This window comes from Curtobacterium sp. PvP017, assembly GCF_054060195.1.
Genome location: NZ_JBSSCY010000003.1, coordinates 307,347 through 334,132, shown reverse-complemented (window position 1 = coordinate 334,132; position 26,786 = coordinate 307,347). Strand labels below are relative to the sequence as shown.

The 26,786-nt window shown below is 70.7% G+C and carries 26 protein-coding genes; 15 read left to right on the top strand and 11 right to left on the bottom strand.

From position 1 onward, the window contains the following. Positions 1 to 24 precede the first annotated feature (24 nt). Complete coding sequence (locus ACVKXF_RS09140) at positions 25 to 474, top strand: GNAT family N-acetyltransferase (protein ID WP_456795528.1); 450 nt, start codon at positions 25 to 27, stop codon at positions 472 to 474. A gap of 34 nt (positions 475 to 508) precedes the next feature. Here the strand turns inward: ACVKXF_RS09140 and ACVKXF_RS09135 are convergent, their stop codons facing one another. After that, the gene (locus tag ACVKXF_RS09135; protein ID WP_456795527.1) at positions 509 to 1,189 is read right to left on the bottom strand and encodes an SDR family NAD(P)-dependent oxidoreductase; all 681 of its coding nucleotides are present in this window, start codon (positions 1,187 to 1,189) and stop codon (positions 509 to 511) included. 102 nt (positions 1,190 to 1,291) lie between these two features. Here ACVKXF_RS09135 and ACVKXF_RS09130 point away from each other — a divergent pair, with 102 nt between their 5' ends. The 3 genes from ACVKXF_RS09130 (at position 1,292) to ACVKXF_RS09120 (ending at position 3,652) form a co-directional block, all read left to right on the top strand. Continuing rightward, positions 1,292 to 2,128, top strand: coding sequence for a helix-turn-helix domain-containing protein (locus ACVKXF_RS09130; RefSeq protein ID WP_396288441.1), 837 nt, complete (start codon positions 1,292 to 1,294; stop codon positions 2,126 to 2,128). A gap of 58 nt (positions 2,129 to 2,186) precedes the next feature. Beyond that, positions 2,187 to 2,765 carry an NADPH-dependent FMN reductase gene (locus ACVKXF_RS09125; protein WP_340196361.1) on the top strand — a complete coding sequence of 193 codons (579 nt, stop codon included), beginning with the start codon at positions 2,187 to 2,189 and terminating at the stop codon, positions 2,763 to 2,765. 62 nt (positions 2,766 to 2,827) lie between these two features. Further along, positions 2,828 to 3,652, top strand: a complete 825-nt coding sequence (locus ACVKXF_RS09120) for an ornithine carbamoyltransferase (RefSeq protein WP_340196360.1) — start codon at positions 2,828 to 2,830, stop codon at positions 3,650 to 3,652. 72 nt (positions 3,653 to 3,724) lie between these two features. Here the strand turns inward: ACVKXF_RS09120 and ACVKXF_RS09115 are convergent, their stop codons facing one another. Together ACVKXF_RS09115 and ACVKXF_RS09110 are read right to left on the bottom strand one after the other, a co-directional pair. Further along, complete coding sequence (locus ACVKXF_RS09115; RefSeq protein WP_456795526.1) at positions 3,725 to 5,626, bottom strand: ABC transporter ATP-binding protein; 1,902 nt, start codon at positions 5,624 to 5,626, stop codon at positions 3,725 to 3,727. Between the two features lie 31 nt (positions 5,627 to 5,657). Further along, the gene (locus tag ACVKXF_RS09110) at positions 5,658 to 6,878 is read right to left on the bottom strand and encodes a beta-ketoacyl-[acyl-carrier-protein] synthase family protein (RefSeq protein ID WP_456795525.1); all 1,221 of its coding nucleotides are present in this window, start codon (positions 6,876 to 6,878) and stop codon (positions 5,658 to 5,660) included. A gap of 55 nt (positions 6,879 to 6,933) precedes the next feature. Between ACVKXF_RS09110 and ACVKXF_RS09105 the strand changes: the two genes are divergently transcribed. Continuing rightward, entirely contained in the window at positions 6,934 to 7,542 is a 609-nt protein-coding gene (locus tag ACVKXF_RS09105) for a TetR/AcrR family transcriptional regulator C-terminal domain-containing protein (protein ID WP_456795524.1), read from the top strand. 24 nt (positions 7,543 to 7,566) lie between these two features. Here ACVKXF_RS09105 and dhaM read toward each other — a convergent pair whose 3' ends face one another. The 3 genes from dhaM to dhaK form a co-directional block, all read right to left on the bottom strand. Further along, entirely contained in the window at positions 7,567 to 8,289 is a 723-nt protein-coding gene (gene dhaM, locus ACVKXF_RS09100) for a dihydroxyacetone kinase phosphoryl donor subunit DhaM (RefSeq protein ID WP_456795523.1), read from the bottom strand. Further along, positions 8,286 to 8,927 (bottom strand): dihydroxyacetone kinase subunit DhaL, encoded by a 642-nt coding sequence (gene dhaL / locus ACVKXF_RS09095; RefSeq protein ID WP_396288427.1) that lies wholly within the window; start codon positions 8,925 to 8,927, stop codon positions 8,286 to 8,288. The genes dhaM and dhaL overlap by 4 nt, the downstream gene beginning before the upstream one ends. Positions 8,928 to 9,001: 74 nt before the next feature. Beyond that, positions 9,002 to 10,003 (bottom strand): dihydroxyacetone kinase subunit DhaK, encoded by a 1,002-nt coding sequence (gene dhaK, locus ACVKXF_RS09090; RefSeq protein WP_340196355.1) that lies wholly within the window; start codon positions 10,001 to 10,003, stop codon positions 9,002 to 9,004. A gap of 318 nt (positions 10,004 to 10,321) precedes the next feature. On the opposite strand from dhaK, the gene ACVKXF_RS09085 reads away from it, so the two are divergent. Then, positions 10,322 to 11,047, top strand: coding sequence for an MIP/aquaporin family protein (locus ACVKXF_RS09085; protein WP_123312615.1), 726 nt, complete (start codon positions 10,322 to 10,324; stop codon positions 11,045 to 11,047). Positions 11,048 to 11,121: 74 nt separating this feature from the next. After that, complete coding sequence (gene glpK, locus ACVKXF_RS09080) at positions 11,122 to 12,633, top strand: glycerol kinase GlpK (RefSeq protein ID WP_111084025.1); 1,512 nt, start codon at positions 11,122 to 11,124, stop codon at positions 12,631 to 12,633. Between the two features lie 484 nt (positions 12,634 to 13,117). On the opposite strand, the gene trpD is transcribed toward glpK, so the two are convergent. Then, complete coding sequence (trpD, locus tag ACVKXF_RS09075) at positions 13,118 to 14,173, bottom strand: anthranilate phosphoribosyltransferase (RefSeq protein ID WP_123312616.1); 1,056 nt, start codon at positions 14,171 to 14,173, stop codon at positions 13,118 to 13,120. Positions 14,174 to 14,243: 70 nt separating this feature from the next. Between trpD and ctaE the strand changes: the two genes are divergently transcribed. The 5 genes from ctaE (at position 14,244) to ACVKXF_RS09050 (ending at position 19,629) form a co-directional block, all read left to right on the top strand. Continuing rightward, entirely contained in the window at positions 14,244 to 14,882 is a 639-nt protein-coding gene (gene ctaE / locus ACVKXF_RS09070; protein ID WP_123312617.1) for an aa3-type cytochrome oxidase subunit III, read from the top strand. A gap of 21 nt (positions 14,883 to 14,903) precedes the next feature. After that, positions 14,904 to 15,713, top strand: a complete 810-nt coding sequence (gene qcrC, locus ACVKXF_RS09065; protein WP_123312618.1) for a cytochrome bc1 complex diheme cytochrome c subunit — start codon at positions 14,904 to 14,906, stop codon at positions 15,711 to 15,713. Positions 15,714 to 15,746: 33 nt separating this feature from the next. Beyond that, positions 15,747 to 16,811: a cytochrome bc1 complex Rieske iron-sulfur subunit gene (gene qcrA / locus ACVKXF_RS09060; RefSeq protein ID WP_123312619.1), complete on the top strand. Its 1,065-nt coding sequence runs from the start codon at positions 15,747 to 15,749 to the stop codon at positions 16,809 to 16,811. Continuing rightward, positions 16,811 to 18,502, top strand: a complete 1,692-nt coding sequence (gene qcrB, locus ACVKXF_RS09055) for a cytochrome bc1 complex cytochrome b subunit (protein WP_123312620.1) — start codon at positions 16,811 to 16,813, stop codon at positions 18,500 to 18,502. Before qcrA ends, qcrB begins: the two co-directional genes overlap by 1 nt. 167 nt (positions 18,503 to 18,669) lie before the next feature. Beyond that, positions 18,670 to 19,629, top strand: a complete 960-nt coding sequence (locus ACVKXF_RS09050; protein WP_222657713.1) for a phosphodiesterase — start codon at positions 18,670 to 18,672, stop codon at positions 19,627 to 19,629. 354 nt (positions 19,630 to 19,983) lie between these two features. Here ACVKXF_RS09050 and ACVKXF_RS09045 read toward each other — a convergent pair whose 3' ends face one another. From ACVKXF_RS09045 to ACVKXF_RS09030, 4 genes are all read right to left on the bottom strand, one after another. Continuing rightward, the gene (locus ACVKXF_RS09045) at positions 19,984 to 21,537 is read right to left on the bottom strand and encodes a stealth conserved region 3 domain-containing protein (RefSeq protein ID WP_456795522.1); all 1,554 of its coding nucleotides are present in this window, start codon (positions 21,535 to 21,537) and stop codon (positions 19,984 to 19,986) included. Positions 21,538 to 21,634: 97 nt separating this feature from the next. Then, entirely contained in the window at positions 21,635 to 22,069 is a 435-nt protein-coding gene (locus ACVKXF_RS09040) for a DUF6804 family protein (RefSeq protein WP_340196075.1), read from the bottom strand. After that, the gene (locus tag ACVKXF_RS09035; RefSeq protein ID WP_456795521.1) at positions 22,069 to 22,653 is read right to left on the bottom strand and encodes a GDSL-type esterase/lipase family protein; all 585 of its coding nucleotides are present in this window, start codon (positions 22,651 to 22,653) and stop codon (positions 22,069 to 22,071) included. The genes ACVKXF_RS09040 and ACVKXF_RS09035 overlap by 1 nt, the downstream gene beginning before the upstream one ends. Next, positions 22,650 to 24,182 (bottom strand): SDR family oxidoreductase, encoded by a 1,533-nt coding sequence (locus tag ACVKXF_RS09030; RefSeq protein ID WP_456795520.1) that lies wholly within the window; start codon positions 24,180 to 24,182, stop codon positions 22,650 to 22,652. The genes ACVKXF_RS09035 and ACVKXF_RS09030 overlap by 4 nt, the downstream gene beginning before the upstream one ends. A gap of 43 nt (positions 24,183 to 24,225) precedes the next feature. Here ACVKXF_RS09030 and deoC point away from each other — a divergent pair, with 43 nt between their 5' ends. From deoC to ACVKXF_RS09015, 3 genes are all read left to right on the top strand, one after another. Further along, a complete protein-coding gene (gene deoC / locus ACVKXF_RS09025; protein ID WP_456795519.1) occupies positions 24,226 to 24,957 on the top strand; it encodes a deoxyribose-phosphate aldolase in 732 nt (243 codons plus the stop codon). 137 nt (positions 24,958 to 25,094) lie between these two features. After that, positions 25,095 to 26,048 carry an ROK family protein gene (locus ACVKXF_RS09020; RefSeq protein WP_123312627.1) on the top strand — a complete coding sequence of 318 codons (954 nt, stop codon included), beginning with the start codon at positions 25,095 to 25,097 and terminating at the stop codon, positions 26,046 to 26,048. Positions 26,049 to 26,189: 141 nt separating this feature from the next. Beyond that, complete coding sequence (locus ACVKXF_RS09015; protein WP_456795518.1) at positions 26,190 to 26,741, top strand: type IV toxin-antitoxin system AbiEi family antitoxin; 552 nt, start codon at positions 26,190 to 26,192, stop codon at positions 26,739 to 26,741. Positions 26,742 to 26,786 lie beyond the last annotated feature (45 nt).

Sequence of the window (26,786 nt, the reverse complement as noted above, 5' to 3'; positions counted from 1 at the left end):
GGCGACCGCCGGTTCACTGGTGCGATGGACGAACCGACCGCGCTGCACTTCTCCGCCGACCCCGCCGACCTCGACGTCGACCGCGTGCACCGCTGGCTCAGCGAGCAGTCCTACTGGGCGCGGGGTCGCAGTCGAGCCACCCAGGACGCGATCATCGCCGGGTCCCGCAACTTCGGCGTGTACGACACCGCGACGGGTGCGCAGCTCGGGTACGCCCGGGTGATCACCGACGGGGCGACGTTCGGATGGCTGGCCGACGTGTTCGTCGATCCCGACGCTCGTGGCCGCGGCGTCGGCGTCGCCCTCGTGCAGGGCGTGACCGAGGCGATCGAGCCGCTCGGCCTCAAGCGGTTCGCGCTCTTCACGGCCGACGCCCACGGCCTGTACGAACGGTTCGGGTTCCGTCCGCTCCCCGACCCGGAGGGCTGGATGATGCGCCCCGGGCCGGGGTTCGGTGCCGATGTGCACGACTGAAGCGGATGCCGCGACCGTCCGCGCCCAGCGCGCGTCAGTACTCGATGCGGCCGTCCCGGTTGTGGAACTCCCCCGTGGGCCCGTCCGGCCCGACCGTGGCGAGCGCGACGGTCGCGTCGGTGCCCTCGGTGATCGTCTGGTGTCCACCGAAGCCGTTGAACTCGGTGGCGGTGTACCCGGGGTCGCTGACGTTGATCCGGAACCCCGGCAGGTTCTTCGCGTACTGCACGGTCAACGCGATCACCGCGGCCTTCGACGCGGCGTAGGGCACGGCGGGCACCGGGTACTCGTCGTGGCCGGGGGTCGTCAGCCAGCGGGCGAAGCCGACGCCCGAGGCGACGTTCACGATCACCGGGTTGTCGGACACCCGCAGCAGTGGGAGCGCCGCCTGCGTGACCCGGACGATGCCGGTGACGTTGGTGTCGAGTACCGCCGACATGGCCGCGGCGTCGAGGTCGTCGATGCCGAACGACGTCCCGAGGATGCCGGCGTTGTTCACGAGCACGTCGAGGGCGGGGATGGTTGCGATCGCGGCGTCGATGCTGTCCTGGTCGGTCACGTCAAGCTGGACGACGTGGGCGCCGAGCGCCCGCGCTTCGTCGCCCGAGGCGGGGTCGCGCATGCCGGCGTACACGGTGTGGCCCGCGTCCACCAGGCGGCGGACGGTCTCGAGTCCGAGGCTGCGGTTGGCTCCGGTGATGAGTGTCGTTGTCATGCCCCCACTCTCCGCCCCTGCGGCTGACTCCCCCAGGCACCGTGCGACGGTGGGACCACCAGTACCAGGAAGGACAGGAGGCGCGGGGCGAGGATGGTGGACATGAGCGAGTTCGCGAGTGTGTTGCGTTCCTGGCGCGACCGGGTCCGTCCCGAAGAGGTCGGCCTGCCGGCCGGGCCCGGCCGGCGGACCCCGGGGCTCCGACGCGAGGAGCTCGCGGCGCTCGCGGGGGTGAGCGTCGACTACGTCGTCCGGCTCGAGCAGGGCCGCGCGCTGAACCCCTCACCCCAGTTGCTCGGCGCCCTCGCCACAGCGCTCCGGCTCACGGCGGCGGAGCGGGACCACCTGTGCCGGGTCGCCGGAGTCGCTCCCCCGTCGCTCCAGGTCGTTCCCCGGCACATCACACCCGGGGTGCAGCGCCTCGTCGACCGACTCGGCGACGTCCCGATCGCGGTCTTCACGGCGACGCACGACATCGTCCTGTGGAACGACCTGTGGGCGGCGTTGAACGGCGACCCCTCGCGGGCGGTCGGGATCGAGCGGAACCTGGTGTGGCGGCACTTCATGCACGCACACGACGGTGTCGAGTGGGACGACGAACACCAGGAGGAGTTCTCGAGCGACCTCGCAGCGGACCTCCGGCAGGCATCCGGCCGCTACCCCGCCGACCGCGACCTGGCCGAACTCGTCGCGCGGCTCCGCCGGGAGTCACCCGAGTTCGAACGTCGCTGGGACACCGGTCGCATCGCCGAGCACCGGGCGAGCCGCAAGCAGGTGCACACACCCGTCGGACCCATCGAGATCGACTGCGACGTGCTGACCGTGCCGGGGGGCGACCTGCGGATCGTCGTCTACACCGCGGTCCCCGGCACCGAGGACGCCGCCAAGCTCGACCTGCTGCGCGTCACCGGCCTCCAGCAGTTCACACCGGCACCGTGAGCACGGAACGGACTCCGGTCCCCTCGTCGCCCCAGGTGCCGATCGGTACGGTTCTCGGATGGTCCCGCTGAACCTCCCGGTCATCTCGTGCAGCCTCGATCCGACCAGTGCGAGCCGCCGCCTCGCCGAGCAGACAGCGCAGCTCCTCACCGACGGCGGGCACGCATCGACGGTCATCGACCTCGCCCGCGTGGCACTGCCGCCCTTCGACAACGACCAGGTGTTCAGCAGCGGAGCGTTCGAGGTGCTGCACCGCGAGATCCAGGAGTCGGACGGCGTGGTGCTGGCGTTCCCGGTCTACAACTGGGCTCCGTCGTCCGCCGTCAAGTCGCTCATCGAAGCCACCGGTGCGACCGGTGAGGGCCGCCGCGCAGCGTGGTTCGACAAGGTCGTCACCTTCGTGTGCGCTGCGGGCCTCCCCCACAGCTACATGGCGACGGGCGCCCTGGCGCAGTCGCTCATGCTCGACTTCAAGTGCGTCGTCAACCCGTACACGGCCTACGTCTCCGAGCGGGACTGGGAGGGCACGGCGCTCAACGCCGATCGCGCCGCCCGACTGGGCAAGACCATCGACGTCCACGCGGAGCTGGCCGGCCTGCTCCGGGGCCGGACCTTCACATCAGACTGGGAGGTGTGAGGTCCGACCTGCTGCGCCGTCCGGTGACGGACCCTGGTCCGGACAGTCCCTACGGTGGTGGGATGCGTTCGCTCGTGAAACTCGATGACTGGTCCCCGTCCGACGTCCGTGCGGTCTTCGACCTGGCTGACGCGTTCGTCGCGGGTCGAGGGCCCACCACGGAGGGTGCCGCGGCGATGTTCTTCCCGCCGACGAGTCTGCGCACCAGGGTGACCTTCGAGCGGGGCGCTTCGTCGATGGGGCTCGAACCGATCGTGTTCCCGGACACGACGCTCGACAAGCCGGAAGCGCTGGCAGACGTCGCCCGGTACCTCGACAACTGGGTCGACATCGTCGTGGTGCGCCATCAGGACCTCGCCGTGGTCGCGGCGCTGGCGGCGGCTCGTGCGGTACCCGTCGTGAACGCGATGACGGACGACAACCACCCGTGCGAGGTGCTGTCAGACCTCTACGCCCTGCAGCAGCAGCGGGGGGACATCGCGTCGCTCCGCTTCCTCTTCGTGGGTGCTGACGGCAACATCGCCAGGGCATGGCAGGAAGCCGCTCGCGTCCTGCAGCTCGATCTGGTCCAGTGCTGCCCGCCCGAGCTCGCGACCCCGGGAGCCGGGTGGACCGACGACCTCGAGGCTGCTGTGCGGTCGGCGGACGTGATCCTCACGGACGGACCCGGTCCGCACGCCCGGGCCCTCGAGCCGTACCGGATCACGGCCGCGCTGCTCGACCTCGCCCCCGCGGGAGCTCGCTTCGCCCCGTGTCCGCCGTTCGTGCGCGGCCGTGAGGTGAGCGTCGACGCGGTGGAACACCCCGCGTTCGTCGGACACGACTTCAAGGCCGCGCTCCTCCCGGTGCAGCAGGCCGTCATGTCGTTCTGCCTCGGCCTCGGATGACAGGGCGTGCCGATCGGCCAGGGGCCCAGTGAGCGACCCCGTGCTGTGGGTGGCGGCACCGCAGACGGCGGACTAGCTCCCGCTCAGCGCTTCCTCGTCCGCCGCGACGTCCTTCTGCACGGCGAACTGGGTCCGGTGCAGCTCCTCGTACCGCCCGCCCACGGCCAGCAGCTCCTCGTGTGTCCCGCGCTCCACGATCGAGCCGTCCTCGACCACGAGGATGAGGTCCGCGCTCCGGATGGTGGAGAGCCGGTGCGCGATCACCATCGCCGTCCGTCCCTCGAGCGCCTCGCTGAGCGCTGCCTGCACAGCAGCCTCGGACGTCGAGTCCAGCGCCGCGGTGGCCTCGTCGAGGATGACGACGCGCGGCTGGGCGAGCAGCAGTCTCGCGATGGTCATCCGCTGGCGCTCACCGCCGGACAGCCGGTAGCCACGCTCCCCGACCATGGTGTCCAGCTGGTCCGGCAGGGACCGGATGAGCGGTTCGAGCCGCGCGCGGCGGACGGCGTCCCACACCTCGTCCTCGGTCGCCTCGGGCCGCGCGAGCCGGAGGTTGGACCGGATGGTCTCGTGGAACAGGTGGCCGTCCTGGGTGACCATGCCCATGGTGTGCCGCATCGAGGCGAACGTGACGTCGCGGACGTCCGCCCCGGCCAGGCGGACCGCGCCGCTGTCGACGTCGTACAGGCGGGAGAGGAGCTGCGCGATCGTGGACTTGCCAGCACCGGAGGTCCCGACGAGCGCGACGGTCTGCCCCGGCTCGATCCGGAAGGAGACACCGTGCAGCACCTCGTCACCGCCGCGGGTGTCCAGTGTGGAGACCTCCTCGAGCGAGGCCAGCGACACCTTGTCGGCGGACGGGTAGGCGAAGCGGACGTCGTCGAACTCGACCGCCACCGGGCCGTCGGGGACGGTGGCGGCGTCGGGCTTCTGCTGGATGAGCGGCTCGAGGTCGAGGACCTCGAAGACGCGCTCGAAGCTGACCACGGCGCTCATGATCTCCACCCGGGCGTTCGCGAGGCTGGTCAGCGGCGCGTACAGGCGGGTGAGCAGGAGGGCCAGCGTCACCACGTCGCCGGTGTTCAGCTGGCCACCGAGTGCGAGGGCACCGCCGACCCCGTAGACGAGCGCGAGGGCGAGGGCGGAGACCAGGGTGAGGGCGGTGACGAAGACGAACTGCAGCAGGGCACTCCGCACCCCGATGTCGCGGACGCGGGCAGCGCGCACCCGGAACTCCTCGGCCTCCTCCTCGGGGCGGCCGAACAGCTTGACGAGGGTGGCGCCGGGCGCGGAGAAGCGCTCGGTCATCTGCGTGCTCATGGCGGCGTTGTGGTCGGCGGCTTCGCGACGCAGCGCGGCGAGGCGGCTGCCCATGCGGCGCGCGGGGACGAGGAAGATCGGGAGCATCACGATCGCCAGGACCGTCACGAGCCAGGACGTGCTGAGCATGACGGTCAGGGTGAGGATCAGCGCCACGAGGTTCGTGACCACGCCGGACAGCGTGCCGCTGAAGGCCTGCTGCGCGCCGATCACGTCGTTGTTGAGGCGGCTGACGAGCGCGCCGGTCCGTGTGCGCGTGAAGAAGGCGATCGGCATCTTCTGCACGTGGTTGAAGACGGCGGTGCGGAGGTCGAGGATGACGCCCTCGCCGATCCGTGCCGAGAACCAGCGCGTCGCGAGTGACACGGCCGCGTCGCCCACGGCGACCAGGGCGATGACGACCGCGAGCCAGACGATCGTGCTGAGTGCGCCCCGAGCGACGATCACGTCGACCACCCGGCCGGCGAGGACCGGTGTCGCGACCGCGAGGACCGCGCCCACGACGGAGAGCGCGATGAAGACCACCAGCTTGGCCCGGTAGGGCACGGCGAACGTCATGATCCGCCGCACGGACTCGCGTGAGATGCCGTGCTTGCCGTCCTTGGCGGTGGAGATCTTGTACAGCGAGCTCCAGGCCACGCCTTCCATGCTCATGGCAGTCAGGATACGTCGGTCCCCGTGCCCCTCAGACCGCGGTGAACACCAACGACGCGTTCTGTCCACCGAACCCGAACGAGTTGTTCAGCGCGGCACGCACGGTCGCCGTCCGGGCTGCCCCCGCCACCACGTCCAGGTCGATCGCCGGGTCCTGGAGTTCCAGGTTCAGCGTCGGCGGCACGATCCCGGTCTCGAGCGTCCGGACCGTCAGGATCGCCTCGACCGCTCCCGCCGCGCCGAACATGTGCCCGATCGCGCTCTTCGGCGCCGTCACGATCGCGCCGCTGCCCACTGCACGAGCGATGGCGGCAGCCTCACCGACGTCGCCGACCGGGGTCCCGGTGGCGTGCGCGTTGACGTGGTCGATGTCCGTCCCGGTGAGCCCGGCCATCCGGATCGCGGCCGTCATCGCGCGCTCCTGCTCGCTGCCGTCCCCGAGCGGGGCGGTGATGTGGAAGGCGTCCGACGTGATCCCCCACCCGGCGAGTGTGCCGTGCGACCGCTGTGCGCGGGCGGCGGCGTGCGAGGCCCGCTCGAGGACGACGAACCCGGCGCCCTCGCCGAGCACGAACCCGCGGCGGTCGGCGTCGAACGGTCGCGACAGCGTGGTGGGGTCGCCGCCGTCGGGCTTCGCGAGGGCCTGGGACTGCGCGAACGAGGCCATGGTCACCGGGGTGACCGCGGCTTCGGTGCCGCCGGCGATGACGACGTCGGCCTCCCCCGTGACGACGAGGCGCGCTGCGATCGCGATCGCCTCGGCGCCGGACGCGCACGCCGAGACGGTCGTGTAGGCGCCGGCACGGGCGCCGTACTCGATGCTGATCTGCGCCGCAGCCCCGTTGGCCATGAGCATCGGGACGGTCCGGGGCGACACCCTGCGGGCGCCCGAGGCCCCGAGCACGTCGTGCGCGTCGAGCAGCGTCTCCACTCCCCCGATGCCGGTCCCGACGACCACGGCCAGGCGGTCGCCCGCGACGGCGGGAGCGCCGGCGTCGGCCCAGGCCTCGGCGGCGGCGACGAGCGCGAGCTGCTGGCTGCGGTCGAGCCGGTTCGCCCGGACGCGACCGAGTACGGACTCGGCGTCGAGTGCCGCGTCGGCACCGACCATGATCGGGACCTGTTCCCAGAGCGGCGCGTCGCGGTGCAGTTCGTGCACACCGGAGCGCCCGGCGACCAGGGCGTCCCACAGCGGCGCGACGCCGTGGCCGAACGGCGAGACGGCGCCGTAGCCGGTGATGGAGATGTCCACGAGTGCTCCTTCTTGTACGTTGAACAAGTCGAGTTGTACCACGTACAATTCAGAGATGGCAACCACCGACGGCGCCGGGACGACCCGCGGCGCAGCGACCCGGGCGAGGATCCTCGCCGCGACCGCCGGACTCCTCAGCGCAGGGGCAGCCGGTGACGCGGGCGGAGCGAGCACCGCGCGCCACGCCGTCACCGTCAGCGAGATCGCCCGTGCGGCCGGGGTCTACCCGAACCAGATCACGCACCACTACGGCTCGAAGGACCGCCTCGTCCTCGACGCCGCCTTCGCGCTCTTCCTCCGTGACACCACGCGCCTGCAGGCCGCCGGTCGGCGCGCCGGGTCCGCCGACGCGTTCCGCCAGGTGCTCGCGCGCACGGCGCTCGCCATGCCGTCGACGCCGCTCGTCGTGCGCGCGCTGGCCGCCGCCGGTGACGACGACGCCCAGCGCGAGCGCGTGCGTCTCCTGCTCGCGGTCCTGTTCCGGCAGTCGGAGCGCTACCTCGAGCGCGTCGTCGCCGAGCACGGCTGGACGAGTCCGAGCGGCGTCGGCCGCGATGCCCGGACGTTCTGGAGCGCGGTCTTCGGAGCCACGCTCCTCGCCGACGCGGGCGTCACCGGCGGGCCGTCCGACCTCGACCTGGCCGGCACGGTGTCCATCCGCTGAACCCGGGACGGCGAGCGGCGACGCCTACTCGCCGAAGCCGCTCCGCACCAGTTCCGCGAGCGCGTCCACCGCGGCCTGCGCGTCAGCACCGGTCGCCTCGATCGACACGGTCGCACCCTTCGGCAGCGCGAGCGCCATGATCGCCAGCAGGCTCTTCGCGTCCACGCCGTTCACGCGCACCGCTGCGTCGTACCTTGCCGCCGTCTTCACGAACTCCGCCGCGGGGCGGGCGTGCAGGCCGGTCTCGTTGACCAGTTCGACGCTCTCGGACGCGGCCACGTCGTCGACGCTGCTGGCCCCGTCACCCGGCCCCGTGCCTCCCGGCTGGTCACCGGACGGACGGGAGGCGCTGCTCGCGTCGTCCGCGGACCCTGCGGCGGATGCCGCAGCAGCGAGCACCGCCTCGGCGTCACCACCCGTCTGGGCCGCGACGGCCGCGGCGACCGCGCCCTCGACGAGGGGAGCCTGCGAGACGTGCACGCGTGCGCGGACGTCGTCGTCGAGGAAGTCGAGCGCCGTGTCGGTGGTCAGGTAAGCCGATCCGAGGTCGCACAGGACCACGACGGCGTCGGCGTCCGAGAGCTCCTCGATGCCGGCGGTGATCGCCTCGAACGACGTGCCGATGCCGCCGTCGTCGGTCCCGCCGGCAGCGACGAGCCGTACGTCCGCCGCCATCTGGCGGGCGAGCTCGACCGTGCCGGTGGCGATCGCGGCGCTGTGCGACACGATCAGGATGCCGACGGTCACGCGGCGGCGCCCGTCGTCGCCTCCACCGCGGCACGCAGGATGTACGCCGTCGACTGCGCACCCGGGTCGCGGTGCCCGACCGCGCGTTCGCCGAGGTAGCTCGCACGTCCCTTGTGGGCGACGAGCGGTTCGGTGGCCTCGGCGCCCGAGGCGGCGGCGTCGGCCGCGGCGGCGAGCACGGCTGCCGGGTCGGCACCGGCTGCCGCTGCGGCGGTGGCGGCGTCGACCGCCGGGCCCCACGCGTCGACCATCGTCTTGTCGCCGACCGCGGCCTTGCCGCGCGAGACCACGCCGTCACGGGCTGCGGCGAGCACGGCGACGAGCGTGTCGGCGTCGAGCTCGGACGCGTCGCCGGCGGCCTGGGCTGCCTTCAGGTACGCGGTGCCGAACAGCGGACCGGCGGCGCCGCCGACGGTCGAGATGAGCTTGGTCGCGACCGTCTTCAGCACGGCGCCGGGCGTGTCGAACGAGCCGCCGTCGACGGCCTCGAGCACGGCGCGGAAGCCGCGGTCGAGGTTCTCGCCGTGGTCGCCGTCACCGATCTCCCGGTCGAGCGTGACGAGCTCGGCCCGGTGTTCGTCGATCGTCGCGGCGGTGCGACGGACCCAGTCGATGGCCCATGCGGTGTCGAGCGCCAATGCGGTTCCCTTCGTGTGTCCGGCCCGGTGGGCTCGGTGTCGTGGTCGGTGGTCGAGTGGACGGATCCGGCCGCTCAGCGTCCCCAGCGCAGTGCGGGGGTCTCCACCGGTGCGTCCCAGAGTGCCGTGAGTTCGTCGTCGAGCACCGTGACGGTGAGCGAGAACCCCTGCATCTCGAGGGATGTGACGTAGTCGCCCACCAAACTACGCGTGACGTCGTACCCGCGGTCCGTCAGCACCTCGGCGGCGCGTCGGTAGGCGATGTACAGCTCGGACAGCGGGGTGCCGCCCATGCCGTTCACGAGCAGGAGCAGCTTCGAGCCGGCCGGTGCGTCGAGGTCGGTGAGGATCGGTTCGAGCACGCGGTCGACGAGCTGGTCGGCCGGCGCCATCGGGATGCGCTCGCGTCCGGGCTCGCCGTGGATGCCGATGCCGAGCTCGACCTCGTCGTCGGCGAGCGTGAAGGACGGCTCCCCCGCGTGCGGCACGGTGCCGGACGCCAGGGCCAGGCCCATCGACCGCGTGACGTCGTTGACGTGGCGGGCGACCGCGGCGACGGCGTCCAGGTCGTCACCGCGCTCGGCCGCGGCACCGGCGCACTTCTCGACGACGACGGTGCCTGCCACGCCGCGGCGACCGGCGGTGTAGAGCGAGTCCTGCACGGCGACGTCGTCGTCGACCACGACGGCCTCGACGCGGATGTCGTCCATCTCGGCGAGCTCGGCGGCGGTCTCGAAGTTCAGGACGTCGCCGGTGTAGTTCTTCACGATGTGCAGGACGCCGGCGCCGCCGTCGACGGCCTTGGTCGCCGCGACGATCGGGTCGGGGGTCGGACTCGTGAACACCGGCCCGGGCACGGCGGCGTCGAGCATGCCGTACCCGACGAAGCCCGCGTGCAGCGGCTCGTGTCCGCTGCCGCCGCCGCTGACGATGCCGACCTTGCCGGCGACGGGAGCGTCGGCGCGGTGCAGGTGGACCGGGTCCTCGACCAGGACCACGTGACCGGCGTGTGCCCGGGCGAAGCCCCGGACGGTCTCGTCGACCACGGCCTGCGGGTCGTTGATGAGCTTCTTCATGCGCGTGCCTCCACGGGTACGGGGCCGAACCGAGGCGAACTGCACACCGCCGTCGTCGACCGGAGTGCGCCCAATCTACATCCGACGCCCGGGCGCTCGTTCGTCCGGTCTGCACGTTCGTGCAGCACCACGGGGACGTGTCACCGGCTCGTGATCCCCCGCAGCGCACGGCGCTTGCACGTTCGTGCACGATCGCGGACTTCCCTCAGGAATTCATCGCCCCGTCGTTCTCCGCGTCACTATGCTCGGCCTCAATCACTCAACGGGGAGTGCGGCGCAGCACCACCGGACCCCCACCTCACGCACTGGAGGTCACCGATGGACGACATCGGCGTCAAGTTCCTGTCCGAGCTCGTCGGCACGGCGATGCTCATCATCCTGGGTGGCGGTGTCGTCGCCGCCGTCTCCCTCACGAAGTCGAAGGGCTTCGGGGCCGGCTTCCTCATGGTCACGATCGGTTGGGGCTTCGCGGTCTTCGCCGGCGTCACCGTGTCCTACAAGTCGGGCGGCCAGCTCAACCCGGCCGTCAGCCTCGCCCAGGCCATCCTCGGCAACATCACCGTCGGCGCGATGCTGCTGTTCTGGCTCGCCCAGCTCATCGGCGCGGTCATCGGTGCCGTGATCGTCTGGCTCGCCTACAAGCAGCACTTCGACGAGGAGCCCGACGCGGCCGCCAAGCTCGGCGTCTTCTCCACCGGCCCCGCGATCCGTTCGTACGGCTGGAACCTCGTGACCGAGATCATCGGCACCTTCGTGCTGGTGTTCGTCGTCATCGCCTTCACCAACGGCCAGACCCCGTCGGAGCTCGGCGCGATCCCCGTCGCCTTCCTCGTGATCGCGATCGGTGTCAGCCTCGGTGGCCCGACCGGCTACGCCATCAACCCCGCCCGTGACCTCGGCCCGCGCATCGCGCACGCTTTCCTTCCCATCAAGGGCAAGGGCTCGAGCGACTGGGCCTACGCCTGGGTGCCCGTCGTCGGACCGCTGCTCGGTGGCGCCATCGCCGCCGGCCTGTCCTACGCGCTGCTGCCCGTCGTCAGCTGAACCAACCCAACCCCGGGGTGAGCGGCCCGTCCGCACGGGCCGCTCACCGCACCGAACACCCGTAAGGAGCACCAATGGCCGACTACATCGTCGCCATCGACCAGGGCACGACCTCCACCCGAGCGATCGTCTTCGATCACTCCGGCTCGATCATCTCGACCGGGCAGAAGGAACACGAGCAGATCTTCCCGCGCGCCGGATGGGTCGAGCACGACCCCGCCGAGATCTGGGACAACACCCGCGAGGTGATCGGTCAGGCACTGTCGCGTGCCGACATCACGCGTCACGACGTCGCCGCCGTGGGCATCACGAACCAGCGCGAGACCGCCGTCGTCTGGGACAAGACCACCGGCAAGCCGATCTACAACGCGATCGTCTGGCAGGACACCCGCACGCAGTCGATCGTCGACAAGCTCGCCGACGGGGACACCGACCGCTACAAGGCCATCGTCGGCCTGCCGCTCGCGACGTACTTCGCCGGCACCAAGATCATGTGGATCCTCGAGAACGTCGAGGGTGCGCGTGAGAAGGCCGAGGCCGGGGACCTGCTCTTCGGCACCACCGACACCTGGGTCCTCTGGAACCTGACCGGTGGCGTCGACGGCGGCGTCCACAAGACCGACGTCACGAACGCGTCCCGCACGCTGTTCATGGACCTCGAGACGCTCCAGTGGCGCGACGACATCCTCGCCGACTTCGGTGTGCCGAAGTCGATGCTCCCCGAGATCGTCAGCTCCTCCGAGGTCTACGGCCACGTCGAGTCGTCGAACCTGCTCCGCGAGGTCCCGATCGCGGGCATCCTCGGCGACCAGCAGGCCGCGACCTTCGGCCAGGCGGCGTTCGACCAGGGTGAGTCGAAGAACACCTACGGCACCGGCAACTTCCTCATCTTCAACACCGGTACCGAGATCGTCCGCTCCGAGAACGGCCTGCTCACCACCGTCGGCTACAAGCTCGGCGACCAGGAGACGCACTACGCACTCGAGGGCTCGATCGCGGTCACGGGCTCGCTCATCCAGTGGCTCCGTGACAACCTCGGTCTCATCGGCAGTGCCCCGGAGGTCGAGGCGCTGGCCAAGACCGTCGAGGACAACGGCGGCGTGTACTTCGTGCCGGCCTTCTCCGGGCTGTTCGCGCCGTACTGGCGTCCGGATGCCCGCGGTGCCATCGTCGGCCTGACCCGCTACGTCAACAAGGGGCACATCGCACGTGCGGCCCTCGAGGCGACGGCGCTGCAGACCCGCGAGGTCCTCGACGCCGTCAACGCCGACTCGGGCGTGGACCTGACGGAGCTCAAGGTCGACGGCGGCATGACCGCCAACAACGAGCTCATGCAGTTCCAGGCCGACATCCTTAACGTGCCGGTGGTGCGTCCGGTCGTCGCCGAGACGACGGCGCTCGGCGCGGCCTACGCGGCCGGTCTCGCGGTCGGCTTCTGGGCGAACCTCGACGAGCTCCGTGCCAACTGGCAGGAGGACAAGCGCTGGGAGCCGCAGCTCGACGCCGCGGAGCGCGAGCGCACGCTCCGCCTCTGGAAGAAGGCCGTCACGAAGACCTTCGACTGGGTCGACGAGGACGTCCAGTAACGACGCGGGCGCACGCTGACCGCGTGCACTGAACGCACCGACGGGAGGCCCGGTGCCGGTTCCTGGAACCGGCACCGGGCCTCCCGTCGCGTTGCGACTCCCCCGCGTCCGTTGCGGTGCTGGGGTGGTGCGGTTGTGGCCGGCACGGCACGGTGCGGGTCTGTTCGCCGGGTGCGGCGGTGACCGCCGGGTGCGCGCTCGTGGCGCTGCACCGAGCCGCCAGGCTCGCACCGGGTGACGCACCCCGCACGGTGCGGCTCGCGCGGAAGCGGCGCGGGACTGCGGACCGCGCACGGTGCGGACTGGAGGCGCGCGGCGGCCCCGCAACGGGCCTCCCGTCCGGCACGGGGTTGCTGGCACGGCACGGTGCGGGTCCGTTCGCCGGGTGCAGCGGTGACCGCCGGGTGCGCGCTCGTGGCGCCGCACCGAGCCGTCAGGTTCGCACCGGGTGACGCACCCCGCACGGTGCGCGGGGCGGCGTGGACTACGCGGCGGGAGCTTCGCCGACCCAATCAGCCAGCTTGCGGGCGCCGGCGCCGGAGTCGATCGCCTCGGCGGCCACCGCGAGCTGCTCCCGGAACCGCTGCAGGATCGGGCGATCGGACTGTGCCGGGTCCTGCGCGAGCCGGAAGGACACCAGGCCGGCAGCGGCGTTCAGGAGCACGATGTCGCGGACCGGGCCGGTCTCCCCCGCCAGGACGCGGTGCACGACACCGGCGTTGTGCTCCGGGTCGCCACCGAGCAGGTCTTCCGTGCGGGCACGGGCGATGCCGAGGTCACGCGGGTCGAGGTCGTGCTCGGTGATGCGCCCGCCGGTGACCTCCCAGATGTGGCTGTGCCCGGTGGTCGTGAGCTCGTCGAGACCGTCGTCACCGCGGAACACCAGGGCGGTCGCGCCGCGGGTCTGGAACACGCCCGTGATGATCGGCACGAGCTCGAGCTGGGCCACGCCGACGGCGTTGGCCTCGCACCGTGCGGGGTTGACGAGCGGTCCGAGGAAGTTGAAGACCGTCGGCACCCCGATCTCGCGCCGGACCGGCCCGGCGTGGGCGAAGCCGGGGTGGAACGCGTTGGCGAACGCGAAGGTCAGTCCGACACGCCGGAAGGTGTCCGCGACACGCGCGGCGTCCATCGTGAGATCGAGGCCGAGTGCAGCGAGCACGTCGCTCGACCCGGACTTCGAGGAGCTGGCCTTGTTGCCGTGCTTGACGACCGGCACCCCGGCGGCGGCGATGACGATCGCGGCCATCGTCGAGACGTTCACGGTGCCGACGACGTCACCGCCGGTGCCGACGATGTCGAGGGCCATCGGGTCGACGTCCAGCGGAACCGCGGCGTCGAGGATCGCGTCGCGGAACCCGACCACCTCGTCGACGGTCTCGCCCTTCGCCCGGAGGGTCACGGCGAACGCGGCGATCTGCGCCTGGGTGGCGCGCCCGTGCACGATCTCCTCCATGGCCCATGTGGATTGCCTGATCGTCAGGTCCTCGCGCGCCATGAGCGCGCTGATCACTGCAGGCCAAGAGAGTGCGTCAGGCATGGCTCGATCGTAGTGAATTCGAGAGACCCGCCAGTCTCCTGCGAAAACACTGTCGGGGGTTTCGGCCATAATGGAGGACGTGACTAGCACCTCTCTCTCCCGATCCGCCAGCGGTCCGGCCCTGAACAGGCCGAACGCCGTTGCCGTGGGGACGATCGTGTGGCTGGGCAGCGAGGTCATGTTCTTCGCCGGCCTGTTCGCGATCTACTTCACGCTGCGCAGCACGTCCCCCGAGCTCTGGGCGGCCGAAACCTCCAAGCTCGAGGTGCCGTTCGCCTCGGTGAACACGATCATCCTGGTGCTGTCCAGCTTCGCGTGCCAGTTCGCGGTGTTCGCAGCGGAGCGCTTCCAGGTGCACCGCACGAGCTGGAACCCGCGCCACTGGGGCATGACGGAGTGGTTCTTCGTCACCTACGCGATGGGCGCGATCTTCGTCTGCGGCCAGATCTTCGAGTACGCCAACCTCTGGCACGAGGGCGTCACGCTCTCCTCGAGCGCCTACGGCTCGGCCTTCTACATGACGACCGGGTTCCACGGCCTCCACGTCACGGGTGGCCTCATCGCCTTCCTCCTGACGCTCGGCCGCGGCTTCGCCGCGAAGAACTTCGGTCACAAGGAAGCGACCACCGCCATCGTCGTGTCGTACTACTGGCACTTCGTCGACGTCGTGTGGATCTTCCTCTTCGCCGTCATCTACCTTCTCAAGTAGGAACTGGACACCCCCCAGCACATGTTCAACAGAACCAAGTCCAAGAAGGGCCGCCGCTCTCCGATGGCGACCGTCTCGCTCATCGTCGTGGGTCTCATGACCACCGGCGGTGCGTACGCGCTGTTCAGCTCCACGGCGAACGCGGACGACAGCACGACCACCGTCGCAGCGACCAGCCAGTCGAAGGTGAACGAGGGCCAGAAGCTCTTCGCCTCGAACTGCGCGACCTGCCACGGCCTCTCCGCCCAGGGCACGAGCGAGGGTCCGTCCCTCATCGGCGTCGGCGCCGCCTCGGTCGACTTCCAGGTCGGCACCGGCCGCATGCCGATGGCCGCGCAGGGCCCGCAGGCCGAAGAGAAGCCCGCGCAGTTCACGGACGAGCAGGTCGACGCCCTCGCCGAGTACGTCGCCTCGCTGGGCCCCGGCCCGGCCGTCCCCTCGACCGAGCTCACCAACGGTGAGGACGGCGACGCGGCCGAAGGCGCAGAGCTCTTCCGCATCAACTGCGCCATGTGCCACAACGTGGCCGGCGCTGGCGGCGCTCTGACCGAGGGCAAGTACGCCCCGAACCTGTCGACGGTCTCCGGCAAGCACATCTACGAGGCCATGCAGACCGGCCCGCAGAACATGCCGGTCTTCAACGACCTGAACCTCACGCCGGAGCAGAAGGCCGACATCATCACGTACCTGAAGTACGTGCAGGACAACAAGTCGCCCGGCGGGTTCGCACTCGGCTCCCTGGGCCCGGTGGCCGAGGGTCTGTTCATCTGGATCTTCGGACTCGGCGCGGTCGTTGCGATGACCGTCTGGCTGACCGCGAAGTCCAACTGATCGTCCGTGTCGAACGACACTGAAGGGAACACCATGGCAGAGCACGACGACGAGACGCTGAACTCGTCCTCGGCTGTCGAGAAGCACGGCACGACCACCTCCCCCGGGATCGCGGTGCTGCCCACCGACCCGTTCGAGAACCCGGGTGAGCCGCCGCACCGCGCGCGCCGCACCGACGTCGACCCGAAGAAGCAGCGTCTGGCCGAGCGCCAGGTCGCGACCTTCTTCTACCTCTCGATCGTCGGCAGCGTCCTCTCGATCGCGGCCTACGTCGCCTTTCCGATCGACTCGAACGACTTCGGGACGGTCCGCACCGCGAACCTCTTCCTCGGCCTGTCGATCGCCCTCGCACTCATCGCGCTGGGCCTCGGTGCGGTCTACTGGTCGAAGTCGCTCGTCGTCGACCGCGAGATCACCGAGCTCCGCCACGGCACCCGCGGCACCGACGCGACCCGCGCCAAGGCCGTCGAGGCCTTCCAGCTGGCCGACAAGGAGTCCGGCTTCAGCCGACGCAAGCTGATCCGCAACTCGATGATCGGCGCGCTGGCCGCGTTCCCGCTGCCGGGCATCGTCCTGGTCCGCGACCTCGCTCCGGCCGAGGACCCGAACGAGCTCCTGCGCCACACCTTCTGGAAGCAGGGTCTGCGCCTGACGAAGGACCCGACGGGTCTGCCGATCAAGGCCTCCGACGTGACCATCGGTTCGGTGTTCCACGTCATCCCGGACGGCATGCTCGACTCCGAGCACATGCTGGAAGAGAAGGCCAAGGCCTCCGTCCTCCTCATGCGTCTCGACCCGAAGGACCTCAACCCCGCCAAGGGCCACGAGAACTGGGGCTACGACGGCATCGTCGCGTACTCCAAGATCTGCACCCACGTCGGATGCCCGGTCGCGCTCTACGAGCAGCAGACGCACCACCTGCTGTGCCCGTGCCACCAGTCCACCTTCGATGTCTCGAACAACTGCGAGGTCATCTTCGGTCCGGCCGCACGCCCCCTCCCCCAACTTCCGATCGCGATCGACGACGACGGCTACCTGGTTGCCCAGAGCGACTTCCACGAGCCGGTCGGACCGTCCTTCTGGGAGCGTGAACGCTGATGACCAGCACCCCCACCACCACGGCACCGAGCAGCACGGCGAACAAGCCGGCTCCGGAGCGCGGATCCCGCATCATCGGCGGGGTCGCCAACTACATCGACGAGCGCACCAGCATCTCGGGGCTCGTCAAGGAAGTCGGCCGGAAGATCTTCCCGGACCACTGGAGCTTCATGCTCGGCGAGGTGGCGCTGTACAGCTTCGTCGTCGTCTTGCTCTCCGGCACGTTCCTGACGTTCTTCTTCCAGGCCTCCATGGCCGAGGTCGTCTACAACGGCTCGTACGTCCCGCTCAAGGGCGTCGAGATGTCGACGGCCCTGCAGTCCACGCTGGACATCTCGTTCGACATCCGTGGCGGGCTGTTCGTCCGCCAGGTCCACCACTGGGCAGCCCTGCTGTTCGTGGCGTCGATCATGCTGCACATGGCCCGCGTGTTCTTCACCGGTGCGTTCCGCAAGCCGCGTGAGCTCAACTGGGTCTTCGGCTTCCTGCTGTGGGTCCTCGCCATGGGTGAGGGCTTCACCGGCTACTCGCTCCCCGACGACCTGCTCTCCGGCAACGGGCTGCGGATCATCGTCGGCATGATCGAGGGTGTCCCGGTGATCGGCGTCTGGATCGCCTACCTGCTCTTCGGTGGCGAGTTCCCGGGGACCGACATCGTCGGCCGCCTCTACACGCTGCACATCCTGCTGCTGCCGGCGATCCTCGTCGCGGTGCTCGGTGTCCACCTCGTGCTCGTCGTCATCAACAAGCACACCCAGTTCGCCGGACCGGGCAAGACCAACGACAACGTCGTCGGTGTCCCGATCCTCCCGGCGTTCGCCGCCAAGGCCGGTGGGTTCTTCTTCATCGTCGCGGGCATCATCGCCCTCATCGCCTCGATGTTCACGATCAACCCCATCTGGAACTACGGCCCGTACGACCCCTCGCCGGTCTCCGCCGGTACCCAGCCCGACTGGTACATCGGCTTCGCCGACGGCGCACTGCGTCTGGTGCCGCCGCACTGGGAGGTCGTGTGGTTCGGCTACACGGTGTCGTTCAACATCCTGGCGCCGATCGCGGTCCTGGTACTGCTCATCCTCGCGATCCTGCTGTACCCGTTCCTCGAGTCGTGGATCACCGGCGACAAGCGCGAGCACCACATCCTGGACCGCCCGCGCAACGCCCCGACCCGCACGGCGATCGGTGCCGCCGGCATCACGCTCTACGCCAGCCTCTGGGCTGCGGCGTCGTCGGACATCATCGCGACCCACTTCCTGGTGTCGATCGAACACGTGATCCACGTGATCCAGGCCACGACGGTCCTGGGCCCGTTCGTCGCCTTCTGGATCACGAAGCGCGTGTGCCTCGCACTCCAGAAGAAGGACCGCGAGATCGTCCTGCACGGCTACGAGTCCGGTCGCATCGTCCGACTCCCCCACGGTGAGTACATCGAGGTGCACGAGCAGCTCGACGAGTACGAGCGGTGGAAGCTCCTGCAGTTCAACGAGTACAAGCCGCTCATGATCCGCCCGAACGCCAAGGGGCAGATCACCGTGGTCCAGAAGGCCCGTGCGAGCATCTCCCGCTTCTTCTTCGAGGACCGCATCGAGCCGGTGTCGAAGGCCGAGCTCGAGGCAGCGCACGCCGCCCACCACGGCCCGGACCTCGCGGGAGGCCACCAGGCTCCGCAGGTCGGCCCCGGGGATCACTGATCCGAGGCACACGAGGAGACCCCCGTCACGATGTGGCGGGGGTTTCCTCGTGTGTGGGGCAACACGCCGCCCCCAGTTCACGGCTGGTTCACCGACACGTGCTGGACTCGTCCAGGACGGTGTGGCAACGTGTTGCACCACGCATCCGCCAACGGAATGAGACCCCGATGGACAGCCGGACGGCCGAACACCCCAGGCCGAACCACTTCCTCCTCCACCTCAGCGACACCCACCTCGTCTCCGGCGACGGTGATCTGTACGGCGGGGTCGACTCCGCCGCACGGCTCACCGAGATCGTCGCGGACATCGAAGCATCCGGAACCCGGCCCGAGGCGATCGTCGTCACGGGCGACGTGGCCGACAAGGGCGAACCGGGCGCCTACGCCCGCGTCCGCGAGATCGTCGAGCCGGCCGCACGCCGGATCGGCGCGCAGGTCATCTGGGCGATGGGCAACCACGACGAGCGCGGCGCCTTCCGCCAGGAGCTCTTCGGCCTCCAGCCCACCGATCGCCCGGTCGACTTCGTCTACGACGTCAACGGTCTGCGGGTCATCACCCTCGACACGAGCGTCCCAGGCCGCCACCACGGTGAGGTCTCCCCCGAGCAGCTCGACTGGCTCGCCGAGGTCCTCTCCGAGGCGGCGCCGCACGGCACCATCCTGGCGATGCACCACCCGCCCGTCCCGAGCGTGCAGGACCTGACCGTCCTCGTCGAGCTCCGCGACCAGCAGGCCCTGGCCGAGGTCGTGGAGGGCAGTGACGTCCTGGCCATCATCGCCGGGCACCTGCACTACTCGACGAGCGCGGTCTTCGCGGGCATCCCCGTGTCGGTCGCCAGCGCCACCTGCTACACGCAGGACCTCACCGAGTTCCAGGGCGGCACCCGCGGGCGCGACGGCGCACAGTCGTTCAACCTGGTGCACGTCTACGGTCGCAACGTCGTGCACTCGGTCGTCCCGATCGGGCACTACTCCACGGTCGGTGAACCCGTGTCGGCGGTCGAGACCGAGGCCCGCCTCGCAGCGCACGGAGTCACGATCCCGCCCGCGGTCGAACCGGCTCCGGTCACCTCGAGCATCCCCGTCTTCACGCTCGACTCGGTGCCGGTCTCCCCCATCCACCGGTAGGCCGCCGCACTTCGTGAACAGGAATGGTCGGGTCCCGTCTGGGGACCCGACCATTTCTGCTCACCATGTGTGGGAGGCGTGCGCCCGAGGCGGACGGGAGGCACGTGGCGGGGCCGCTCCGGGCCTCCCGTCCGGCTGTGGTCGCGACCACGGCGCGTGGCCGAGTCTCGGCGCCGGGCTCGCAGGCTCGCGCGGAGCGCATGGTCGGGTCTCGGCGCCGGGCTCGCAGGCTCGCGCGGAGCGCATGGTCGGGTCTCGGCGCCGGGCTCGCAGGCTCGCCCGGAGCGCATGGCCGGGTCTCGGCGCCGGGCTCGCAGGCTCGCCCGGAGCGCGACAGCAGAACGCTGGCGCGTTCTAGACGCTGTCGCGCTCCCACGGCGCGGGGAAGGGGAAGTAGCGCTCGAGGAAGTCCGTGACGCGCTGCGTCCGCTCCTCGTCGCTGACCTCGGGGAAGCTGCCGTCGTTCAGGCAGAAGAAGTCCGCGTTCCGCTTCTTCAGCAGCTCGTCGAGGGACCGCAGCCCGGACTGCATCGTGGTGTCGATGTAGCGGACGTCCGCGTTCTCCTGCACGATCGCCCGGCCGGTGAGCAACGAGTAGTAGTGGTACAGCGAGTTCGTCACCGAGATGTTCTCGGCGGCGCGGAAGCGTGACGCCGCCGTGGTGCGGAACTCGTCGGCGAACTCGTGCTCCATCTCCGTCATGATCGACGCTCGGAGCGGCGTGGGCGCGTGCTCGAGGTGCCGCGTGGTGACCGCACCGAACCGCTGCTGCAACAACCGGCGGTTCACGCGCGCCGAGTTCTCGAACCCGCTGCGCGCGGCGTTGTTCACGCCGAGCCCGATGCGGGTGGTGGCGAGGATGAACTTCGTCACCGACCCCGGGCTGAAGAACACCGACGGGTCGACGGTGCGGCCGAAGAACATGTCGTCGTTCGAGTAGATGAAGTGCTCGCTGATGCCCGGGATGTGGTGCAGCTGCGACTCGACGGCCTGGGAGTTGTGCGTCGGCAGCACGGACGGGTCGGCGAAGAACTCCTCGCTGCGCACGATGCGGACCTTGGGGTGGTCGGCGAGCCAGTGCGGCGCGGGCGAGTCGGTGGCGATGTAGATCTGACGGATCCACGGTGCGAACGTGTGCACGGAACGCAGCGCGTACTTCAGCTCGTCGATCTGCCGGAAGCGGGCGGGGGCGTCATCGCCCTCGCCCAGGACGGCCGTGGCCTGCGCTGCCTGGCGGGCGCGCTGGTACTCGATGGCGTTGCCGTCGACCCACGAGAAGACGATGTCGATCGGGAAGCGGATGTCGGAGACGTGGTCGTCGAACATGTGCTCGACGGTGCGCCAGGTGCGGCCGTAGCGCTCGATGTCGACGAGCACGAACTCCTCGACCGGCAGGCTGCGGCGCATCAGGGCGTTCTCGACGGGCGCCAGCACCTCGGTGTCGGTGAGTCGCCAGAACTCGAGCTGGACGCTCGTCTCGGCGCCGTAGCGCAGACGGCCGAGCGGCTCGAGGCGCGGACGGAACACACGCAGCACCGGTTCGTCGACGGGCCCGAGCCCGTCGTCCTGCACGAGCACGGCAGGCTGACCCGGCGGCTTCGCGTAGAAGGGCTCGTTGACGGCGGCGGCCATCACGGCGCTCTCCGCACGTTGCCGGTCGCGCTCGTCGATCGCGATGACCGGACGCTCGTCGTTGCCGCGGATGAGCAGGTGGTCGACGTCGGCCTCGGTGAGCGCGTCGTCGAGGAACAGCAGGTCCTCGATCATCGACTGCTGCGGCGTCAGGTGGCCGTTGAGCAGCGTCAGGCGCCCCTTGCGGACGACGACGTCGGGTCGGTCGAGACCGCCGGAGGACGGTCGAGGGTTCAGCAGAGGACTCTCGGTCACCGGCTCGGTCTCGTCGTTCATCCATGCCCTTCGGGTCGCGCTGCCGGGTCCTGTACCCGACCCTGCGATCCTACCGTCCGCCCGCCCGCTCGGTTCCGCAGGCGGCCAGCCGAGCCGTTCAGGAGGCCCGGGGAGCGTCCGCCTCGCGCGGCACCTTGACGGCGATGCCCACCACGATGAACAGCGCGGCGACCAGGATCTGCAGGGCCGCCCACACCTGGCCGGGGATCGGCACCGTGACCAGGGGGTTCCAGCAGACGGCGACGGCGGCCATGAGCAGCGCAGCCCACCACGTCTTCCCGCGGACGGCGAAGACCAGCACGATGAGGGCCAGGACCGTGACGCCCCACCGGGCGAAGACGAATCCGGACGAGTCGATGATCGCCACGCAGGCGAGCAGGACGATCGCGGCGATGAGCGACGGCGCGAGCGCCGGCCGGGTGAACCCGGGGGTCGCACGGGTGCTCGTCGCGCCCGCGGCCGGTCGGACCGGGGCGGCGGGCACGCCGTGCTGCGACGACCCCACCGGGGGTCGCCCCTTGCGGGCAGCCATCAGGCGGGGGCCTCGTCGAGGTCGATGGCCGTGAAGGACCGGGACATGGGTGGGAGACCCCGCACACGTTCGAGCGCGGGGACCAGCTCGCCGAGGTACGCCCGGTAGCCCTCGTCGGTGAGGTGCAGTCCGTCGTCGGTGAAGCGGTCGTCGAGGTGGTCGCCGTCGGCCAGCGCGGGCCAGGCGTCGAGGTACTGCGCGTGGCAGGTCGCGACGAACTGGCGAAGGTGCCGGTTCGCCTCCTCGATCTTCGTCGTGTACTCGGCCTGGCGCGGCAGGACGGAGACGAGCAGCAGACGCACGCCCGGCAGCTCGCGCCGGAGGGTGACGAGGATGGTCTCGACGTTGCGGACGACGTGTTCGGCGCTCGCCCGGTGGTTGCCGAAGTCGTTCGTGCCGATGAGCAGCACGATCACCTCGGGCTGTTCGGCGACGACGGCCTCGAGGCGCGCGAGCACGCCGTCGGTCGTGTCGCCGCTGACGCCCTGGTTCAGCGTGTGCTCGTCGGGGAGCCAGGTGTTCCACGACCCCTGGGCCGTGATGCTGTCGCCCAGGAACAGGACGGGACTGCGTTCCTCGGTCATGCTGCCTCCTCGTTCGCCGGTTCCGGACTCCCATTGTGCTGGGTCCGGTTGCGCTGCGTCGACTCGGTGTTGTCCGACTCGCGCTCGGCGGCCGCGGTGATGCGTTCGACCATGCCGGGGAAGATGATCCCGTGGAAGGGCAGGATCCCGTACCAGTACAGGCGTCCGGGGAGGCCCTGCGGGAAGTAGATCGCCCGCTGGTGGTAGTCGCTGCCGCCCTCGGGGTTCGGGGTGACGGTCATCTCGAGCCAGGCGCGTCCCGGGGACTTGAACTCTGCCCGGAGCCGCAGGTACCGGCCGCGCTCGAGTCGTTCGACGCGCCACCAGTCGAGCGCGTCGCCCTGCTCGAGCCGGTCCTGGTCACGGCGCCCACGACTGAGCCCGACACCGCCGGCGACCTTGTCCATCCAGCCGCGCGCGACCCAGGCCAACGGGAACGAGTACCAGCCGTTCTCGCCGCCGATCGACTCGACGACGCGCCAGACGTCCTCGGCCGAGGCGCTCGAGTGCCGCTTCCGGTCGTCGACGTAGACGGTGTGGCCGGCCCAGTCCGGGTCGTTCGGCATCGGGTCGGCCGAGGCGCTCGACAGCGTGGCACTCCGCCAGCTCGTCTCGACCTGGCCCGAGCGCATCTTGTTCAGGGCGAGGCGGACGGCTCGGCGGTACGAGGTGAGCCCACCCTCGGGCTGCGGCACGACGTCGTCGATGTCGTGCTCGCGCTGGACGCACTCGAACTGCAGCGACTCGATGATCGGGGTCGCGAGCTTGCGCGGGATCGGGGTGACGGCGTTGAACCAGTGCGCCGCGAGTCGCGGGGTGAGCACCGGCAGGACCGTGATGGGGCGCTGCCGGAGCTTCGCCTCGACCGCGTAGCCGTTGAGCATCTGGCCGTAGCGGAGCACGTCCGGACCGCCGATGTCGAAGGTGCGGTTGACGTCTGCTGGGACGTCGAGCGCCGCGACCAGGTAGTAGAGGACGTCGCGCACGGCGATCGGCTGGATGCGGTTGCGCACCCACCGCGGTGCCGGCATCCAGGGCAGGACGTCGGTCAGGTGCCGGATCATCTCGAACGAGGTGCTGCCGGATCCGATGACGACACCCGCCTGGTAGGCGACGGTCGGCACGCCCGATCCGAGCAGGATCTCCCCCACCTCCTTGCGGCTGCGAAGGTGCTTCGACAGGTCGCCGTCGGGGTGCAGCCCGCCCAGGTAGACGAACCGGCTGACACCGGCGCGCTTCGCCTCGTGCGCCATCGTCTCGGCCGCCTGGCGTTCGGCGGACTCGAAGTCGCCGTCGGCACCCATCGCGTGGGCGAGGTAGTACACGGCCTCCACGTCGTCGACCGCGGCGCGGACCGCGTCGGCGTCCTGCAGGTCCCCTTCGGCGATGTCGACGTCGCTGCTCCACGGGACGTCCTGGAGCTTGCGGGGGTTGCGCACGAACACGCGCACGGAGTGTCCGGCTTCGAGGAGACGGGGGACGAGACGACCGCCGATGTACCCGGTGGCGCCGGTGACGAGGACCTGCATGCCCCGAACGCTACGCGGCACGCCTGACGGGTAGGCTTGCCGGGTGGACAACGCAGCCTTCCCCGTCACCGCCGATGCCGTCCGCGGCCTCATCGACCACGCGATCCTGAAGCCCGAGCTCACCCGCTCGGACGTCGACGCCCAGCTCGACGAAGCCGCCGCGTACCGGGTCTTCAGCGTGTGCGTCCGGCCGAGCGACGTGGCGTACGCCGTCGAGCGCCTGCAGGGCACCGGCGTCGGCGTCGGCACGGTCATCGGCTTCCCGCACGGCACCACGTCCACCGCGGCCAAGGTCGCCGAGTCGCTGCAGGCGCTGGCCGACGGTGCCTTCGAGCTCGACATGGTGCAGAACATCGGTGCCGCGAAGTCCGGCGACTGGGAGCGGGTCGAGCAGGACGTCCGCGCGGTGGTCGACGCCGCCGGGTCCACCGTCGTCAAGGTGATCCTCGAGACCGCGTTCCTGACCGACGACGAGATCGTCGCGGCGTCGCGTGCCGCGCAGTCGGCGGGTGCCGCGTTCGTGAAGACCTCCACCGGGTTCGCCGGCGGCGGAGCGACGACCGAGCACATCGCCCTGATGCGCCGCACCGTCGGTGCCGACACCGGGGTCAAGGCCTCGGGCGGCGTCCGCGGGCTCGACACCCTGCTCGAGATGGTGGACGCGGGAGCGAACCGCATCGGCACGAGCGCCTCCGCGCGCATCCTGGACGAGGTCGCGCACCGCGTCGAGACCGGGGTCGCGTCGTCGCAGGGCGACGACACCAGCTCCTACTGATCCACCGCGACACGACCTGATCCACCGCACGACGACCTGACCCGACCGACCCACCACCTGCCAGGCCGGGGCCCACCGGACGCGACGACGCGTCCGGGAGCCGCGCCGGGCCTCCAGACCGCCGCATCGGAGCGCGCATGTCCAGCACCGCACCCCAGTCCCCCGCCCTCGCCCTCGCCGTCGACCTCGGCGGCACCAAGGTCGAAGCCGCTCTCGTCACCGACCAGGGCGTCGTCCTGCCGGGCACGCGTTTCCGCAGCCCCACGGGGCCGCAGCGCACGTCCGACGAGCTGCAGGCGGCCGTCGACGAGGTCGTGACGAGCGCGCTCGGCACGGTCCCCGCGGACGCGACCCTGGTCGGCGTCGGCGTCGGCTCGGCCGGCCCCGTCGACGAGGAGCACGGCCTGGTCTCCCCCCTCAACATGCCGGTGTGGCGCGGCCACCCGCTGCGGGACCGCATCGCGGCGCTCGTGCCCGAGGGCGTGCCGGTCACGTTGCGCATGGACGGCCTGGCGATCACGCTGGCCGAGCACTGGGTCGGGGCTGCCCAGGGGTACGACCACGTCATGGGCATGATCGTCTCGACGGGCGTCGGCGGCGGCCTCATCCTGCACGGCCGCACCGTCAGCGGCCCGACCGGCAACGCCGGGCACATCGGCCACGTGGAGTGCGGCGGCTACGACGACCCGTGCGCCTGCGGGGGAACCGGCTGCCTCGAAGCGATCGCCAGCGGCCCGAAGACCGTCGCCTGGGCGCAGCGGCAGGGGTTCGCCGGGTCCACGGGCGAAGAGCTGTCGGCGGCGTACGCAGCCGGCGACGAGATCGCGGTCGCGGCGGTCAAGCGCAGCGGCCGGGCCCTCGGCCAGGCGATCGCCGCGGCGACGAGCCTCGTGGACCTCGAGGTCGTGGCGATCGGCGGCGGGTTCTCGCACGTCACGCCGGACCTGTTCGAGTACGCACGCGAAGCGGTGGCGGAGCGCGTCGAGTTCGGGTTCGTGACGAAGGTGCGCATCGTGCCGACGGCGCTGTCGCAGGACGGCCCGCTCATCGGGGCCGCCGCGCTGGTGCACCGCGCCGACGTCCTGCGCTGACGCTGACGCCGGGGCGTCCGGGGCGTCCGGGGTGTCCGGGCGCTGGGTGTGCGGGCTGTTCGGGCTGTTCGGGCTGTCCGGGCTGTCCGGGCTGTCCACAGGGGGTGTCGGCGGGGCGCCGGTGTCCGGCAGGATGACGAGGTGCCCGGTTCCCGTCTCCTGACCACGGACGACTGGCCCGAGGCGGAACTGCGCGCAGCGGTGCTGGCCGGCGAGCTGGTCCCCGTCGGGCCGTGCTGGGCCTCACCCGCGACCCCGCAGGACCCGGCGCTCCGAGCGACCGCAGCCGCCTGGGTCCTCGGTGATGCCCGGCTGGTCGCCGCCGGCCGCACCGCCGCGTGGATCTGGGGCACGACGTCCCGTCCGCCGGACCCGTTCGAGGCGAGCGTCCCGCCGCAGCTACGCATCGCCGCCGGGCCGGCCCTGCACCTGCGCGAGGTGGCGCTCGAGCCCGTCGACGTGGTCCGGCTGGGATCGGCGCAGACCACGGTGACGACACCGGCGCGCACCGCGGTCGACCTGCTGCGCACGCCCGGACCGACGAACCCGTCGCGCATCGACGCGGTCGCCGGGTTGCTCGCGATCGGTGCGGTGACCGGCGACGAGTTGCGGGAGCGCCTGAGCGCCCTCGGCACCATCCCGATGGTGCGCCAGGCCGAACGTCGTCTGCGCGCGCTGCTCAGCGAGCGGTGACCGGATGGACTGTCGGCTCAGCCGTCGGTGACGGGTCTGCCCGTC

What these genes read in the sequence shown, in the direction of transcription:
- ACVKXF_RS09040 (WP_340196075.1), bottom strand. Translation starts at nt 22,069, where the DNA reads ATGGCTGCCCGCAAGGGGCGACCCCCGGTGGGGTCGTCGCAGCACGGC.
- ACVKXF_RS09045 (WP_456795522.1), bottom strand. Translation starts at nt 21,537, where the DNA reads ATGAACGACGAGACCGAGCCGGTGACCGAGAGTCCTCTGCTGAACCCT.
- dhaK (WP_340196355.1), bottom strand. Translation starts at nt 10,003, where the DNA reads ATGAAGAAGCTCATCAACGACCCGCAGGCCGTGGTCGACGAGACCGTC.
- glpK (WP_111084025.1), top strand. Translation starts at nt 11,122, where the DNA reads ATGGCCGACTACATCGTCGCCATCGACCAGGGCACGACCTCCACCCGA.
- ACVKXF_RS09030 (WP_456795520.1), bottom strand. Translation starts at nt 24,182, where the DNA reads ATGCAGGTCCTCGTCACCGGCGCCACCGGGTACATCGGCGGTCGTCTC.
- ACVKXF_RS09035 (WP_456795521.1), bottom strand. Translation starts at nt 22,653, where the DNA reads ATGACCGAGGAACGCAGTCCCGTCCTGTTCCTGGGCGACAGCATCACG.
- ACVKXF_RS09125 (WP_340196361.1), top strand. Translation starts at nt 2,187, where the DNA reads ATGGTCCCGCTGAACCTCCCGGTCATCTCGTGCAGCCTCGATCCGACC.
- trpD (WP_123312616.1), bottom strand. Translation starts at nt 14,173, where the DNA reads ATGCCTGACGCACTCTCTTGGCCTGCAGTGATCAGCGCGCTCATGGCG.
- ACVKXF_RS09130 (WP_396288441.1), top strand. Translation starts at nt 1,292, where the DNA reads ATGAGCGAGTTCGCGAGTGTGTTGCGTTCCTGGCGCGACCGGGTCCGT.
- ACVKXF_RS09020 (WP_123312627.1), top strand. Translation starts at nt 25,095, where the DNA reads ATGTCCAGCACCGCACCCCAGTCCCCCGCCCTCGCCCTCGCCGTCGAC.
- ACVKXF_RS09115 (WP_456795526.1), bottom strand. Translation starts at nt 5,626, where the DNA reads ATGAGCATGGAAGGCGTGGCCTGGAGCTCGCTGTACAAGATCTCCACC.
- ACVKXF_RS09050 (WP_222657713.1), top strand. Translation starts at nt 18,670, where the DNA reads ATGGACAGCCGGACGGCCGAACACCCCAGGCCGAACCACTTCCTCCTC.
- ACVKXF_RS09135 (WP_456795527.1), bottom strand. Translation starts at nt 1,189, where the DNA reads ATGACAACGACACTCATCACCGGAGCCAACCGCAGCCTCGGACTCGAG.
- qcrA (WP_123312619.1), top strand. Translation starts at nt 15,747, where the DNA reads ATGGCAGAGCACGACGACGAGACGCTGAACTCGTCCTCGGCTGTCGAG.
- ACVKXF_RS09140 (WP_456795528.1), top strand. Translation starts at nt 25, where the DNA reads ATGGACGAACCGACCGCGCTGCACTTCTCCGCCGACCCCGCCGACCTC.
- ctaE (WP_123312617.1), top strand. Translation starts at nt 14,244, where the DNA reads ATGGAGGACGTGACTAGCACCTCTCTCTCCCGATCCGCCAGCGGTCCG.
- ACVKXF_RS09120 (WP_340196360.1), top strand. Translation starts at nt 2,828, where the DNA reads ATGCGTTCGCTCGTGAAACTCGATGACTGGTCCCCGTCCGACGTCCGT.
- qcrC (WP_123312618.1), top strand. Translation starts at nt 14,904, where the DNA reads ATGTTCAACAGAACCAAGTCCAAGAAGGGCCGCCGCTCTCCGATGGCG.
- ACVKXF_RS09105 (WP_456795524.1), top strand. Translation starts at nt 6,934, where the DNA reads ATGGCAACCACCGACGGCGCCGGGACGACCCGCGGCGCAGCGACCCGG.
- ACVKXF_RS09085 (WP_123312615.1), top strand. Translation starts at nt 10,322, where the DNA reads ATGGACGACATCGGCGTCAAGTTCCTGTCCGAGCTCGTCGGCACGGCG.
- qcrB (WP_123312620.1), top strand. Translation starts at nt 16,811, where the DNA reads ATGACCAGCACCCCCACCACCACGGCACCGAGCAGCACGGCGAACAAG.